This is a genomic window from Dactylosporangium sp. NPDC000555, assembly GCF_040300025.1.
Taxonomy (GTDB): Bacteria; Actinomycetota; Actinomycetes; order Mycobacteriales; family Micromonosporaceae; genus Dactylosporangium.
The window spans coordinates 22,255-36,269 of sequence record NZ_JBEPDB010000019.1; the positions used below are offsets into that span (position 1 = coordinate 22,255).

Here is a 14,015-nt window from a genome sequence, read left to right on the forward strand (position 1 = left end):
GGCGCCGGCCGGCGCCGGATTCATTCGAAAGGCCGCGAGTCGCTACAGGAAGTTGCGTGCGCTCGCGGCCTTCGCGACGGCGTCCGACAGGGCCGAGGTCACGTCGTCGATCGTCGTGTCGGTCACGCGCGTGCGCGGGATCGACAGGCTGATCGCGTCCACGGCCGGATCGCGCGTCGGGACCGTCCGGGCCACGCACACGATGCCCTCGGTGTTCTCCTCCAGGTCCACCGCGTAGCCGCGCTCCCGGATCGCCGCGAGCTCGGCCAGCAGCGCGGCGCGGTCGGTGATCGTGTGGGGCGTCAGTGCCGGCAGCGGGTCGGGGAGCAGGGCGTCGACCTCGTCATCCGGGCGGGCCGCCAGCAGGGCCTTGCCCAGGGCCGTCGCGTGGGCCGGCAGGCGGCGGCCGATCGCGGAGTACAGCCGCAGCGGGTGCACCGACTCGCGCTTGGCCACATATGTGATGTCGGCGCCGTCCAGGCGGCCCAGGTGTGTCGTCTCGCCGAAGCGTGCGGCCAGGTCGTCCAGGACGTCGCCGAGCAGGCCCACCGTGTCGTCGGCATCCAGGTAGGCCGCGCCGATCTGCAGCGCGCGAAGGCCCAGGCGGAAGCGGGTCTCCTCGGCCTCGATCCAGCCGCGCGCGGCCATCGTGCGCAGGATGCCGTGCAGGCTGCTCTTCGGGATGTCGAGCAGCCGGGTCAGCCCGGCCAGGGTCGACGGGCCGGAGACGGCGAGGGTCTCGAGGATGTCGAGCGTCCGGTCGGCGGACTTGACGAGGTTGGTCACGCGGCTCCCATGCATTAGGGTCACATATGTGATCGTCGTTCATGATATTGAACAGTCCGCTGTTGTGGAAGTCATCGCCGCCGGAAAGATCGTTCCGGTGGTCGTGATCGAGGAGGCCGCCTTCGCCGGGCGGCTCGCCGACGCCCTCGTCGAGGGCGGGCTGCACTGCGCCGAGGTGACGTTCCGCACCGCCGCCGCGGCCGACGCCATCCAGCGCATGGCCGAGCGGCCCGGCATGCTCGTGGGCGCGGGCACCGTGCTCACCGCCGCGCAGGTCGACCAGGCCGTCGACGCCGGCGCCCGGTTCGTCGTCAGCCCGGGCTTCAACGCCGCCGTCGTGCGGCGCTGCGCCGAGCACGGCGTGCCGGTGTTCCCCGGCGTCGCCTCGCCCAGCGAGATCATGCAGGCCCTGGACGCCGGGCTGGACACCGTGAAGTTCTTCCCCGCCGAGCAGCTCGGCGGCGTACACATGGTGAGGGCCCTGTCCGCCCCCTTCCGCTCGGTGCGGTTCATCCCCACCGGAGGCGTCAACGCCGGCAACGTCGCCGACTACCTGGCCGTGCCCTCGGTCCTGGCGGTCGGCGGCACCTGGATGGTCGCGCCAGACCTGCTCGCCGCCCGCGACTGGGACGCCGTCACCAGCCGCACCAGGAGCGCATTGGAGAAGATCGCATGATCACCGTACGACCGGCGGCCGAGTGCCGCTACGACCTGGTCTCGCTCGGGGAGGTCATGCTCCGGCTCGACCCGGGCGAGGGGCGGATCCGCACCGCGCGGCAGTTCCGCGCGTCGGAGGGCGGCGGGGAGTACAACGTCGCCCGAGGGCTGCGCCGCTGCTTCGGCCTGCGCACCGGGCTCGTCAGCGCGCTCGCGGACAACGACGTCGGCCGGCTGCTGGAAGACCTGATCCTGCAGGGAGGGGTCGACACGACGTTCGTGCGATGGGTGAGCTACGACGGGATCGGCCGCACGGTCCGCAACGGCCTGAACTTCACCGAGCGCGGCTACGGCGCGCGCGGCGCCGTCGGCATCTCCGACCGCGGCCACACCGCCGCCGGGCAGCTGCGCGCCGCCGACGTGGACTGGGAGCACCTCTTCGGCGAGCTCGGCGTGCGCTGGCTGCACACCGGCGGCATCTACGCGGCGCTGTCGGAGACCACCCCGGACACGATCGAGGCATGCCTGAGCGCGGCCCGCCGGCACGGCACCGTGATCTCCTACGACCTCAACTACCGGCCCAGCCTGTGGAAGGCGATCGGCGGCCAGGAGCGCGCCCGGGAGGTCAACCGCCGCCTCGCCGGCTACGTCGACGTGATGATCGGCAACGAGGAGGACTTCACCGCCTGCCTCGGCCTCGAGGTGCCGGACACCGACATCCACGCCGGGGCGCTGGACGCCGCCAACTTCCGCACGATGATCTCGGCGGCGGTCGAGGCGTACCCGACCTTCCAGGTCGTCGCGACCACCCTGCGCGGCGTGCGCACGGCGACGGTCAACGACTGGGGCGCCATCGCCTGGGCCGACGGGGACTTCGCCGAGGCGACGCACCGCCCCGGCCTGGAGATCCTCGACCGGGTCGGCGGCGGCGACAGCTTCGCCTCCGGGCTGATCTACGGCCTGATGACCTTCGGCGACATCAAGACCGCGGTGGAGTACGGCGCGGCACACGGCGCGCTCGCCATGACCACGCCGGGAGACACGTCGATGGCCGGCCTGAGGGAGGTAGAGGCCCTGGTCGCCGGGGCCGGCGCCCGCGTGCAGCGCTGACCGCGACCCCGTCGGCGGGCCGGCGGTGACGGTCATCGGGTGCCGAACGGGGCGGACGCGCCGCCGAGGTTCTGCGAAGCTGTCGGCATGGCGCTGGGCGTGGTGGCGAGGATCGGGCGGTTCTGCTTCCGGCATCGATGGCCGGTGATCGGCCTCTGGCTGGCCGTCGTCGTGCTCGGCGGCCTCTCGGTCGGGCCGGTGTTCGGCGCGATCGCGGACGCGAGCAACCCCGAGCACGTCGAGGCGATCGACGGGCTGGACGCGGTGGCGACCGGCAACGATTCCAGCGGCAGCGTCATCGGGCTCGTCTCCGGCGTGGACCCGGACGCCGCCGCGGTCCGCGCCGCGGTCGTCGCCGCCGCGGACGAGGCCGGCCGGATCGCCGGCGTGCGCGGGGTCGCCACGCCCTACTCGGTGACCGCGCAGCAGGCCCCGGCCTACCTCGCCAACGACGGGCGCGGGCTGCTCGTGGTCGTGACGCTGGCGAAGCTGGACGGCGGCGAGCGCGAAGACGCCGTCAAGCAGCTGCGCACCCGCCTGCACCGGCTCGACGACACGCTTGCCGCCGCGGGTGTACCGCACGCCACGGTCGAGGTCGGCGGCAACCCGGTGCTCAACGCCGAGGTGCGCGCGACCCAGAAAGCCGACCTCGGCCGCGCGGAGGCGATCTCGCTGCCGCTGACGCTGCTCGTGCTCGTGTTCGTCTTCGGCGGGCTGGTCGCCGCCGGGCTGCCGGTCCTCGCCGCCTTCGTGTCCGTTGCCGCGGCGATGCCCCTGCTGTGGGTGTTCTCGCGCGTCGCCGACCTGGACCAGAACGTCGTCACCGTCGTCACCCTGCTCGGCCTCGGCCTGTCGGTCGACTACGGGCTGCTGCTCGTCGCGCGGTACCGCGAGGAGATCGCCGCCGGCTTCGAGCCCCAGGAGGCGGTCGGGCGGGCCTGGGCCACGGCCGGCCGCACGATCCTCTTCAGCGCGCTGACCGTCGCCGCCGCGCTGTCCGGCCTCCTGATGTTCTCGATCCACCAGCTCGGCGCGCTCGGCGCCGGCGGCGTGTCGATCGCGGTCGTGGCCATGCTCGCCGCACTCACCTTCACCAGCGCACTGATCGGCTTGCTGCACAAGCGGATCCGCCCGTCGAGGCGCGGCGCCCGCGCCGCGGGCCGGCCCGGCGACGACGAGCGCGGGTTCTTCGCCCGGCTTTCCCGGGCCGTGCAGCGTCGCCCGGTCCTCATCGCGCTCGCCACCTCCGCGCTGCTGCTCGCCGCCGGCTCGCCGCTGCTGGGCGCCGCGATCAAGCTGCCGCGCCTGGATGGCGTGCCGCGCAGCGTCGAGGCGGCTCGGGTCGCCGACGAGCTCGCCACGCGGTTCGGGCGCTCCTACCAGCCGGTGGTGACCGTCGTGGCCCGCACGGACGCGGCACACCTCGACGCGTACGCCTCGAAATGGGCCTCGGACCCGGCCGTCGCCGGCGTGCAGCCCGCCAAGCCGGCCGGCCCCGGCGTGGCAACGGTCGACCTCGTGCTGCGCGGCGGCGCGCAGAACGACGCGGCGCAGGGCCTGGTGCACCGCCTGCGCGCCGACCGGCCGGCGGGCGTGGAGTCCTGGGTGGTCGGCGATGCCGCCATGCTGATCGACGTGGTCGGGCTGATCACCGACGACCTGCCGGCGGCCGTGACCGTCGCGCTCGTCGCGATGGCGCTGCTGCTGTTCGCGATGACCGGATCCCTGGTGATACCGCTGAAGGCCATCCTGGCCAACGTGGTCTCGCTCGGCGCCACCTTCGGCGTGATGGTCGCCGTCTTCGAGCACGGCTGGGGCGCCGGGGTCCTGCACACGCTCACCGTCGGCGGCCTCGACCCGTTCGTCGTCGTGATCGTGTTCGCGTTCGCCTTCGGCCTGTCCATGGACTACGAGGTGTTCCTGCTGGGGCGGATCAAGGAGTACGTCGAGCGCGGCGACGACACCGACACCGCCGTGCGCCGCGGCCTGCAGCACACCGGCCGGATCATCACCTCGGCCGCGCTGCTCATGGTCGTCGTCTTCGGCTGCTTCGCCGCCGCCGACCTCGGCACCATCGAGCAGATCGGCGTCGGCCTGCTCACCGCCGTGGTCATCGACGCGACCGTGGTGCGCTGCCTGCTGGTGCCGGCGACGATGACGCTGCTCGGGCGCTGGAACTGGTGGGCGCCCGGCCCGCTGCGCCGGCTGCACGAGTGCATCGGGCTGCGCGAGCACACCCTGCCGGATCCCGAGCCGGCCCGGGATCCGGAGCCGGTCCCCACCGCCTGAGCCGGTGTGGTGCACGGCCACCTCCGGGGCCGGGCCGAGCCGCGCGACGCCGTCTCAGGTCATGCGGCGGATGTCCACGAGGTGGTGCTCGCCTTCGTGGACGGTGTGCCGGGCGAGCCACAGCATGCTGCGCTCGACCGGCTCCGGCCACGGGTAGAGGCCGACCCGGTCCAGCTCCCGCGGGCCGAGCGCCCCGAACACGGAGGAGAGCAGCGTCGCGTTCGTGCCGAGCGTCCCGAGGACCGCGGCCGGGTCCTGCGCGTTGTACGCGGCGCTCACCACCAGCTCCTCGCGGCCCATCGGCACGAACTCGGGGGCGTCCACGCGCAGCGCCAGGTCGAGCCGCTCGGCCTGCACGCGCAGCACGTCGCGGAAGTGGCAGGTGTACTCCAGCGCCGACCACACGTCCGGGGCCGGCCGCCGCCGCACGTCGGGCACGGCGGCGAGGGCCTCGGCGTAGCGCCCGGCGAACCCGGCGAGCCGCTCGGGCACGTCACCGGCGCCGAGGCTCGCATAGACGAATCCGCACTCCTCACAGCGATCCACGCCGCCACGGTACCGCGAGCGTCAGCTGACCGGGCACCGGTCAGCTGCTAAATCGATCGACGTTCCGGGTCCGTCGTGTGATCCTGCTCGTCCGTGCGACCTTCGACAGTACGAGTGGGCGGGCTGCTACGGACGCGGAACTTCGCCCTGCTGTGGATCGGGCAGTCCACCAGCGCGGTCGGTTCCGCGATGACGACGGTGGCGCTCCCGCTGGTGGCCATCTCGACGCTGCATGCCGGTCCGGCCATGGTCGCCTTGCTCACGGCCGCCACCTGGTTGCCATGGCTGCTGATCGGGCTGCCGGATCGCCCCCTGCCGCTGCTCGCCACCGAGGCCCGCACGCTGCGCGACTTCCCGGCCCAAGGCACTCCAAACGCTGTTCCGTGACGCACATTGGCTGATCCGTTACGGGATATTCGTGGGAAGGGCGGGACCGGGGCCGCGCGATGCAGCACAATCGGCCGGTCCCTACCGGCCTTCCCTTGGAGCGCTTGGCAGCATGATGGGCGACGAGACGATCGGGCACGTCAACACCCTCGGACACCACGCCGCCCGCCTCGGCGGCCTCGGGCGGCCGCTGCACGTGCGGCAGCGCTGCCGCATCTTGTTCCTCAACACGCAGGAGCAGGGGCCGCTGCGGGAGATGGGCCTGACGTCGTACCGGGACTGGATCGCCGAGGTGACCCGCCTGCACCCGGACCAGATCCACGCGGTGAACGTGGCCGACGGCGAGCCACTGCCGGACACGATCGAGGCGCACGGCATCATCGGCGGCGGCTCCGGCCACTCCTCCTACGAGGAACTGCCCTGGGTCCGCCGGGTGAAGCAGTTCCTGACCGAGGCCCAGCGCCGTGGCGTGCCCGAGCTGCACATCTGCTGGTCGCACCAGGCGAAGGCGGAGACCGTGGGTGCGGTGTGCAAGGTCGGCCACCGCGGCCGCCGGTTCGGCATCGAGCGGCTCACCCTCACCCCGGCCGGCCGCCGCGACCCGCTCTTCCACGGCCTGCCGGACGCGTTCGACGTCTTCACCTCGCACGTCGACGCCGTCTACGATCCGCCGGCCGTCTCGCCGTTCGGCCCGGTGACCGAGCTGGCCCACGGCGAGGTCTACCGCAACGAGTCCCTGGCGATCGGCGCGACGGCCCGCACGCTGCAGGTCCACCCGGAGCTCACCGCCGGCATCGCCGCCGCCCTGGCCCGCGTGCGCCGGCCCCAGCTGGTCGCCGAGGGCCAGCTCGGCCCGTCGGAGGCCGACTATGCGGCGTTCCTCGAGACGCTGGACTGGGCCGACCGCGAGATCCGCGCCCGGATGCGCACGCTGCTGGACAACTGGCTGCGCTACTACGTCGCGCCGGGGATGTCACCCCAGGTGCAGGCCGCCGTCCACATCTGACGAGGGGTCGGCCGTGGACGCGAAGTGTGACGCCGAGCGCTACTCCAGGGCGAGGGCCTGGGCGACGACGAGGTCCTCGATGCCGAAGAGGAAGCGCTCCATGTCGGGGCGGGGCAGCACCGCGGCGTCGGCGGTCATCGCCAGCTCCAGGCTGCCCGGGGCGTCCTGGGCGTCGAGCGCGAACGTCGTGTTGTGGCGCGGGGCGTGCTCCAGCGGCCACGTCAGCGTGGTACGCGTGCGGGCGCGGCGTAGCGGCTCCGCCGTCGGCCTGGCGTAGCCGAGGCTCGGCATCAGGCCGCGCGTGTCGTTGACGAAGCACGAGTGGTCGCACGCGGCGCGCAGGTCGGCGATGTCGCGCTCCAGGGCGAGCTTGTCGTAGTACGCATGGCGCTGCGCGGAGAGCGCGGCCCCGAACGTGCGGCGGACCAGGGCGGCGAAGTCGCCGGAGGTGCCGGGCAGGTACAGCAGCCCCTCCTGGGCGATGGTGTTGACCGCGCCCGCCATGCCGGGCAGGAAGCGGTTGTTCACCACGATCTGGAAGACCGCGTCGGGCGCGCCGCCGAGCCGGCCGGCCGCGGCCGCCGCGGCGGCGAGCAGGACCGCGCCCTGGTTCACGGCCAGGCCGGTCGCGACCCGGTCCAGCGCGAGGGCGAGGGCGGGGGAGTTGAGCACCGCGTTGGGGAACGCGGGCGCCGCGGGGCGGCCGGCCCGGTCCGGGAACTGGCTCTCCGGGCCGCGGCGCAGCTTGTCGGCCCAGGCCCGGCGCGCGGCCGCGTCGCGGCGGCGGCCGCGGTCGGAGGTCTGGTACGCCGCCTCCTCCAACGGCTGCTGCCGCTCGTCACCGGGCGGCTCGCGGCCGGCGACGAGCGCGGCGCAGTCGGCGAGCAGGTTGCGCAGGCCCCAGCCGTCGGAGGCGGTGTGCGACAGCGACAGGATGACGTATCCGGCCCGGCCGTCCGCGACGACCACGCCGACCCGGAGCGGCAGCTCGCGATCGGCGTCGAACGGGATCGCCTGCAGCTCGTGGTACAGCGCGTAGGCGGTCTCGGTCACGTCCGCCGGCTCGCACTCGCGCGCGTGCACCGGCACCGCGCCGGCGGCGTGCACGACCTGGCCGAGCCGCTCGCCGCCGGGCGCGAGGACGGTGCGCAGCGAGTCGTGCCGCAGCAGCAGTGCGCGGACCACGGCGGCGAGCCGGTCCAGGGGCAGCGCGGGGTCCAGCGGCATGCCGCCGGAGACGTTGTACCGCGCCGCGTCCTCGCCCAGCCGTCGCACCACGTCCCAGATCGCGCTCTGTCCCCAGGTGGCCGGCCCGGTGCCCCGCCGGGCCCCCGCGAAGACGAACTCGGACTCCACGCTGAGAGTCTCACGGAAGCATGGATGATTGTCGACGCCCGCCGCAGCGCCATATGGCGGGCGCCGACGTATGTCCCCGAGAGCGGGCATCGACGATGGTGCCTAACGTTGTCGTCTGTTGGCGGCCCGCGACACGCACGGACCACCAACGCTCACGGTGCTGTACGGTCACGCCGGGTCGGTGACGATCGCCGGAGTGCCTGCCTCACGGCGCTAGGAATGGACCTTCGGGTCGAGCACCAGGCGTTCGAGTTGAGCCGCGTCGAGCGGCGGCTCCTTGCCCGTACCGTCGTCCATCACGTCACCGGTGGTCTTCGTATTGGAGGACAGCACGTCCACGTAGACGCCATCCGCGCGCAGCGCCGTAGCCAACAGGTCGACCCGGCGCCCCAAGCCCGGGTGCGCCGGCCACTCAACCCGGCGCAGCTGGAATGCGCTGCCGTTCACCGTGCGGGTGGTGCACGATACCTGGTATTCGTGGCTGTCCTCGCACGGCCGCAGGGCTTCGCCCGGCTGCTGCGGATGGAGTGCGATGATGATGGACCCTGGGCGGTCGTCGGTCTGCGCGCGAGCGGTGATCCGATACCACCCCGGTACTGGGTCCCCCGGGGTTACCAGCATGCCCGCACTGGCTACCGGGCCGCTCAGCTTGCCGGGGTCGGCCGTGAAGTCCTCGATCGTCACCCCAACCGCGACGAGCGCATCACGGACGTCGTTGGCGACCAGCGCCGGGTCCGTCGCTTGACCGCTGCGCGACGGCGCCGTCCCCGGGGCACCCACCTGACCGGGCGCGCCGGACGAGCCGACCAGCGACAGCGCGGTGACCGAGATCGCCGCAGCGGCTACCCCGGCGCCGCCAGCGACCGCCCAACGTTCCCGGCGTACCCGCCGGCGCGAACGACGGACCATCGTGTCGAGGTCGAGCCGGCTGGGCGGCTCGTCGTGGATGTGACGCTCAAGTAGCTGTCGGTACTCGTTCATGACATCAACGCTCCGTTCGTTTGGTTGCTTGGGCGCGCAGCGTCTGCAGCGCACGCGCGGTTTGGCTCTTCACGGTCCCCTCGGAGACTCCGAGGATTTCGGCCGTTTCCTCAACGGTGAGGTCGCAGTAGAACCGCAGGACCAGCACGGCACGTCGGCGCGGACCGAGCCCCTCCAGCCACCGATCGAGGTCGAGCCGATCGGCGACGCCGGAGTCGGCCGAGTCCGCCGGGGAGTCCGGCGCCTCGTCGTTGGCCAGCCACTCCCGCCGCCACGGCCGGCGCTGCTCGTCCAGCCATGCTCTGGACAGGATCATGTTGACGTAGCCGTCGAGGTTGGCAATGTGCGATCGCCGATGCCACACGCGGTACAGCTTGTCCAGCGCCGTGGCGACCAAATCGTCCGCCATGTGCCAGTCATTGCACAGCAGGTACGCCGTACGCCGAAGAACTGGCATTCGAGCGAGCGCGAACTCGCGGTACTCGAGCTCGTCGGGTGCCTTCACCGGGACGCACCTGGGTCCGTTTGCATGTGTAGAAGACGGAACGGAGAGGCCGGTGGGTTGCCGGTGGATCCCGAGCGAACGGGTTGGCGCGGAGACCGGCGGATGACCCATCTGCTCACCGTCGCGAGTGCACTGCCCAAAGCGGCCGACCGCGACACTCAGCCAATGCTCGTAGCCCCTGTTGGCGCGCCGGCACACGCCGGGCGGTTGTCCGCCACCACACCTGAACCGCCGCAGCCGAGCCAACCACGCCTTGATCGCGTGCACTGTTCTGCTTGACCGTGCGCGGCCTTTGGGGCGGCCGTTACGCTCCGCACCGAACATCCCCGGCTGAGCACGTCTACACTGCTGGCGATCCGCATCGCGTTGGCTCGCCTGTCTGGTCCCCTTGCCGGCCTCGTGAGTAGGCCCCGAACTCACGAACACAAGAGTCGGCCGTCGGCTGGCGGGACCACGCTCGCCGACAAACTCCAGCACGTCAGAGCCGTCCGCGGTGGTCGCCGGCATCTGGTCGCACGCGCCGCGGACGTCGAGCCGTCGACGCTCAGGGCCGGCGCAACCGCGGGGTGCGATAGACCTTGACGGTGGCCTCGTCGTCGATCATCGCGGCGACAATGTCGCCGCTGTCGGCCACCGCCTGCTGCCTCACCACGATGATGTCCCCGCCGGCGATGCCGGCCTCGATCATCGACTCGCCTCGGACGTGCAGTGCAAAACAGCGTGCCGCGGCCGACCAGGCCGGATGGCAGGGTCAGCATCTCCTCGACGTGCTCCTCTGCCAGGATCGGCGCGCCAGCGGCGATGGTACCCAACAGCGGGACACGGACACCCGGCCGCTGAGCCGACCCCGCTGCCGTGTTGAAGCCGGCTGGAGGACGGGCGTCAACGGCTCGGGGTCCGCGGGCAGCACGACGCAGTAGGCTACGGTTTGCGAGCTCTTTCAGGTGGTGCGCCACCGACGAGGGTGACCTGAGCCCGATTGTGGCGCCGATCTCGCCACCGTGGGTGGATAGCCGTGCCGCTCGACCCACTCGCGAATCACGGCGAGGATCTGCCGTTGTCGAGGACTTAGCGCGGGCGGATCTGATCTCAAGCTGTGGGCCCTGACCTGCGCGGCTGGTTTGCCGGCAGGTCAGGGTCTAGTGTTCGGGGAGCGGGGCACGTGGCGGTGTCGAGCCCGGAGGTTGGCATGCAGGCCCAGGACCGGCCCGATGTTCCGGTCCCCGCGACTGCGGCGTCACCCTCCGTGTCCGCTCCGGCACCCGTGCCGCTGCGACCCTCGTCGTTCCGCTCCCGGGTCTCGTGGGTGGGCCGCACGCTGGCACAGCGCTCACGGCGAGCTGCCGCGTCTGACACGACCGCCGCGCCCGCATCGCCGGCGACCGCTGAGCCTGCCGCGACCGCCGCGCCCGCATCGCCGGCGACCGCTGAGCCTGCCGCGACCGCCGTGACCGCCGCGTCCGGCACGACCGCCGCGTCCGGCACGACCGCCGCGTCCGGCACGACCGCCGCGTCCGGCACGACCGCCGCGTCCGGCACGACCGCCGCGCCCGCATTACCGGCGACCGCCGCGTCTGACACGACCGCCGGGCCTGGCCCGACCGCCGCGTCTGACACGACCGCTGCGTCCGACGCGGCCGGCGGTCCTGGCGCGACTGCGGCGCACAACGGCTCCGAGGTCTCCGGCGCGCTTACTACGTCCGCTGCGTTCGGGTCCTCTGGCGCGGCCGGGACTTCCGGTTCATCCAAGGCGACGGCGGTGTCCGGGTCGGCGTCGCGGGGGCGGGTCACGTCGTGGGACGGGCACGGCGGCGAGCTGATCCACCGGGTGATCGCCGAGCGTGCCGTCGAGCCGCTGTTCCAGCCGATCGTGGAGCTGCGGTCGCTGCGGCCGGTCGGGGTCGAGGCGCTCGCCCGCGGGCCGGTCGGCAGCGAGCTGTGGCACGCGCGGGCGCTGTTCGCGGCGGCGGTGGCCGCTGGGCGGCTCGCCGAGCTCGACACGCTGTGCGCGGAGCGGGCCCTCGAGGTCGCGCGGGGCGCGGACAAGCCGCCGCCGCTGGTGTTCGTCAACGCCGAGCCGGCCGTCGTCGACCAGCCGCTGTCGCCGCGGCTGCTCGAGCTGATGACGGACGGGCCGCCGTTCCGGATCGTGCTGGAGTACACCGAGCGGGCCCTCTCTGCACGGCCGGCCGCGCTGCTGCAGTTGGCCGCCGCGATCCAGTCGCAGGGCAACTGCCTGGCCCTCGACGACGTCGGCGCCGACCCGATGTCGCTGGCGTTCCTGCCGCTGCTGGAGCCCGAGGTCGTCAAGCTCGACCTGCAGCTGCTGCGCGCGCCGCACGCGCCCCGGACCGTCGAGATCGTCGCCGCGGTGAGCGCCGTCGCCGAGCGGACCGGCGCGGTGATCGTCGCCGAGGGCATCGAGACCGCCGCGGACCTCGCCAACGCCCGCGCGCTGGGCGCGCACTGGGGCCAGGGCCTGCTGTTCGGCGGGCCCGCCCCGATCACGCGGCTGGCCCCGTTCGACAGGGGCGGCATCGGCGGCCTGGACCGCACGGCCGCGGCGGCGGCGTTGCGCCCGTCCCGTCCGGGGCTGCACCTGCCGGCGGGGACGCCGTTCGAGGCCGCGGCGGCGCTGGGGAAGGTGCGGGCCGGCACACCACAGGTGTTCGCCACGCACCTGGAGCATCTGTTGCGGCGGGTCGGCACCGGCGCGGTCGTGCTCGCCTCGTGCACCGACCCGGCCGTCGCACGCTGCTGGTTGCCGTCGCTGACCGGACTGGCCGAGCGGGCGGCGTTCGTCGGGCTGGTCGCCCCGCTGCACCCGGCCGCGATCGCGCCGGGCGTGCGTTTCGCGCCGAGCCCGGGTGCGGACGTCGAGGAGTGCGCGGCGGTCGTGGTCGCACCGCGGTACACGGCGGCCCTGTGCGGGCGCGGTTCGCACGGCTCGCTCACCTTCGCCCACACCGAGGACAGCGCCCTGGTCGCCTCGATGGCGCGGATGATCCTGCAGCGACTGCCCCGCTGACGCCGTCGTTCTTGGCACCGCGGACCTGACAGGGAGGCCCGCCAGGGCCGACCGGTGCCTCGCGGGAGGAACGGTCCGCCGGTGGCGCGGACCCGAGCCATAGGAACGGTTGGTTCCGGCGACTGCGCGATCCTGGCCGTCGACCGGCCCGGCGAGACGCTAATTCAGGCGTTCGTTGAGCCCCTCGACGAACTCGAGCACGCCGGGCGGCCCGTCGACGATGAGGTCGGCCCGGGCCGCCAGCCGGGGCACCTCGTCGGAGCCGCTGCACACCTTCAGCCCGGCCACGCCGGTCTCCCGCAGCCGCTCGACGGCGTCGAAGGCGGCCAGGTCGCCCAGGTCGTCGCCGAAGTAGGCGACCGCCCGGGCCCCGTGCCGCTCGACGATCGCCCGCAGCGCTTGGCCCTTGTCGACGCCCGGTGGGCGCAGCTCCAGCACCATCCGCCCCGGCTCCAGCGCGAGCCCGTGCCGCCCGGCCAGCTCCCGCAGCGGGCCTTGCAGCGCCGCGAACGCCCGGTGCGGGTCGTCGGCGCGGCGGGTGTGCACCGCCACGGACATCGCCTTGTCCTCGACGGTCACGCCCGGCTCGCCGACCGCGTCCAGCAGCGCCGGCAGCTCCCCGCGCGCCCCCGCGACCCCGGCCGGCACCGGCTCCGACACCACCACGCGGCCGGCCCGGTCCCAGCGCTGCATGCCGTAGAGCCCGAAGATCGAGAAGGGCTCGAGCGCGGCCAGTTCGCCCAGGTCCCCGAGCCGCAGCACGTCCGCGACGGGCCGCCCGGTGATGATCGAGACCGATCCCACCAGCTCGGTGAGGCGCCCGAGCGCCGCCATGACCCCCGGATACGGCCGGGACAGGCGGGGGTCGGCGACGATCGGCGAGAGCACGCCGTCGAAGTCGAAGGCCAGGGACGCCTCCTGCGGGCGGTCCAGGATCGCGGTCAGCCCGGCGGCGCCCGCCGCCGACTCCGGGGTCCTCAGCACCATGTACCGAAGGCTACCGGACGCGTCCCACCCGTGCCGCGCCGCGCAGTGGCGCCGGGCGGCCCTACTCCAGCCCCCGCTGCCGGGCCAGCAGCTCCACGGCGTCCTTGGCCTCCTTCAACCCGGTGCCGGTCGCCGCGCGGTACGCCTTGATCGCCTGGATCTTCCGCCCGGCGAGCAGCTCCTGCAGCACCACGCCCGGCAGATCCGGCTCCGGCTCGCGGATCCCGAGGTTCGCCATGATCAGGTCAAGCTTGCGCTCGACCGCGGCCAGCCTCCGCTCCTGTCGCTCGGCCGCGGCCCGCCGCCCACTCCCGGCGACGAGCAGCACGAGCACGACCGGCAAGAGCACGACGAACGGCAGTACCCATTCCATGCCG

14 protein-coding genes and 1 pseudogene are annotated in these 14,015 nt (G+C 73.4%); 6 read left to right on the forward strand and 9 right to left on the reverse strand.

Translation table 11 applies throughout. The annotated features are described in order from the left end of the window. Positions 1–42: 42 nt before the first annotated feature. On the reverse strand, positions 43–786 hold the full coding sequence (locus ABT297_RS14805) for an IclR family transcriptional regulator (protein WP_350548983.1): 744 nt from the start codon (positions 784–786) through the stop codon (positions 43–45). A 64-nt stretch (positions 787–850) separates the two neighbouring features. Here ABT297_RS14805 and eda point away from each other — a divergent pair, with 64 nt between their 5' ends. From eda to ABT297_RS14820, 3 genes are read left to right on the forward strand one after another with little or no spacing between them, the layout of a single operon-like run. Beyond that, entirely contained in the window at positions 851–1,462 is a 612-nt protein-coding gene (gene eda / locus ABT297_RS14810; RefSeq protein ID WP_350548985.1) for a bifunctional 4-hydroxy-2-oxoglutarate aldolase/2-dehydro-3-deoxy-phosphogluconate aldolase, read from the forward strand. Continuing rightward, a complete protein-coding gene (locus ABT297_RS14815; RefSeq protein ID WP_350548987.1) occupies positions 1,459–2,553 on the forward strand; it encodes a sugar kinase in 1,095 nt (364 codons plus the stop codon). The genes eda and ABT297_RS14815 overlap by 4 nt, the downstream gene beginning before the upstream one ends. A gap of 39 nt (positions 2,554–2,592) precedes the next feature. Then, a complete protein-coding gene (locus ABT297_RS14820) occupies positions 2,593–4,842 on the forward strand; it encodes an MMPL family transporter (protein ID WP_350548989.1) in 2,250 nt (749 codons plus the stop codon). Positions 4,843–4,896: 54 nt separating this feature from the next. On the opposite strand, the gene ABT297_RS14825 is transcribed toward ABT297_RS14820, so the two are convergent. Beyond that, complete coding sequence (locus ABT297_RS14825) at positions 4,897–5,388, reverse strand: DinB family protein (RefSeq protein WP_350548991.1); 492 nt, start codon at positions 5,386–5,388, stop codon at positions 4,897–4,899. Between the two features lie 93 nt (positions 5,389–5,481). On the opposite strand from ABT297_RS14825, the gene ABT297_RS14830 reads away from it, so the two are divergent. Together ABT297_RS14830 and ABT297_RS14835 are read left to right on the forward strand one after the other, a co-directional pair. Beyond that, the gene (locus ABT297_RS14830) at positions 5,482–5,775 is read left to right on the forward strand and encodes an MFS transporter (protein WP_350548993.1); all 294 of its coding nucleotides are present in this window, start codon (positions 5,482–5,484) and stop codon (positions 5,773–5,775) included. A gap of 112 nt (positions 5,776–5,887) precedes the next feature. Continuing rightward, positions 5,888–6,781, forward strand: coding sequence for a type 1 glutamine amidotransferase (locus ABT297_RS14835; RefSeq protein WP_350548995.1), 894 nt, complete (start codon positions 5,888–5,890; stop codon positions 6,779–6,781). 39 nt (positions 6,782–6,820) lie between these two features. Here the strand turns inward: ABT297_RS14835 and ABT297_RS14840 are convergent, their stop codons facing one another. The 5 genes and pseudogenes from ABT297_RS14840 to ABT297_RS43145 form a co-directional block, all read right to left on the reverse strand. Beyond that, positions 6,821–8,137 (reverse strand): condensation domain-containing protein, encoded by a 1,317-nt coding sequence (locus ABT297_RS14840; RefSeq protein ID WP_350548997.1) that lies wholly within the window; start codon positions 8,135–8,137, stop codon positions 6,821–6,823. Positions 8,138–8,350: 213 nt separating this feature from the next. Continuing rightward, positions 8,351–9,172: a hypothetical protein gene (locus ABT297_RS14845; protein ID WP_350548999.1), complete on the reverse strand. Its 822-nt coding sequence runs from the start codon at positions 9,170–9,172 to the stop codon at positions 8,351–8,353. Then, positions 9,123–9,623: a SigE family RNA polymerase sigma factor gene (locus tag ABT297_RS14850; protein ID WP_350549001.1), complete on the reverse strand. Its 501-nt coding sequence runs from the start codon at positions 9,621–9,623 to the stop codon at positions 9,123–9,125. The genes ABT297_RS14845 and ABT297_RS14850 overlap by 50 nt, the downstream gene beginning before the upstream one ends. Positions 9,624–10,167: 544 nt before the next feature. Then, the gene (locus ABT297_RS43140; protein ID WP_502885570.1) at positions 10,168–10,311 is read right to left on the reverse strand and encodes a LexA family protein; all 144 of its coding nucleotides are present in this window, start codon (positions 10,309–10,311) and stop codon (positions 10,168–10,170) included. A 259-nt stretch (positions 10,312–10,570) separates the two neighbouring features. After that, positions 10,571–10,665 (reverse strand): annotated as a pseudogene (locus ABT297_RS43145) (LexA family protein); the annotation flags it as partial. Positions 10,666–11,070: 405 nt separating this feature from the next. Here ABT297_RS43145 and ABT297_RS14860 point away from each other — a divergent pair. Further along, entirely contained in the window at positions 11,071–12,651 is a 1,581-nt protein-coding gene (locus ABT297_RS14860; protein WP_350549003.1) for an EAL domain-containing protein, read from the forward strand. Between the two features lie 159 nt (positions 12,652–12,810). Here the strand turns inward: ABT297_RS14860 and otsB are convergent, their stop codons facing one another. Further along, positions 12,811–13,638 (reverse strand): trehalose-phosphatase, encoded by an 828-nt coding sequence (gene otsB, locus ABT297_RS14865; RefSeq protein ID WP_350549005.1) that lies wholly within the window; start codon positions 13,636–13,638, stop codon positions 12,811–12,813. Between the two features lie 61 nt (positions 13,639–13,699). Continuing rightward, a complete protein-coding gene (locus tag ABT297_RS14870) occupies positions 13,700–14,011 on the reverse strand; it encodes a ribosomal protein L7/L12 (RefSeq protein ID WP_350549007.1) in 312 nt (103 codons plus the stop codon). Positions 14,012–14,015 lie beyond the last annotated feature (4 nt).

What these genes read in the sequence shown, in the direction of transcription:
- ABT297_RS14870 (WP_350549007.1), bottom strand. Translation starts at nt 14,011, where the DNA reads ATGGAATGGGTACTGCCGTTCGTCGTGCTCTTGCCGGTCGTGCTCGTG.
- ABT297_RS14815 (WP_350548987.1), top strand. Translation starts at nt 1,459, where the DNA reads ATGATCACCGTACGACCGGCGGCCGAGTGCCGCTACGACCTGGTCTCG.
- otsB (WP_350549005.1), bottom strand. Translation starts at nt 13,638, where the DNA reads ATGGTGCTGAGGACCCCGGAGTCGGCGGCGGGCGCCGCCGGGCTGACC.
- ABT297_RS14835 (WP_350548995.1), top strand. Translation starts at nt 5,888, where the DNA reads ATGATGGGCGACGAGACGATCGGGCACGTCAACACCCTCGGACACCAC.
- ABT297_RS43140 (WP_502885570.1), bottom strand. Translation starts at nt 10,311, where the DNA reads ATGATCGAGGCCGGCATCGCCGGCGGGGACATCATCGTGGTGAGGCAG.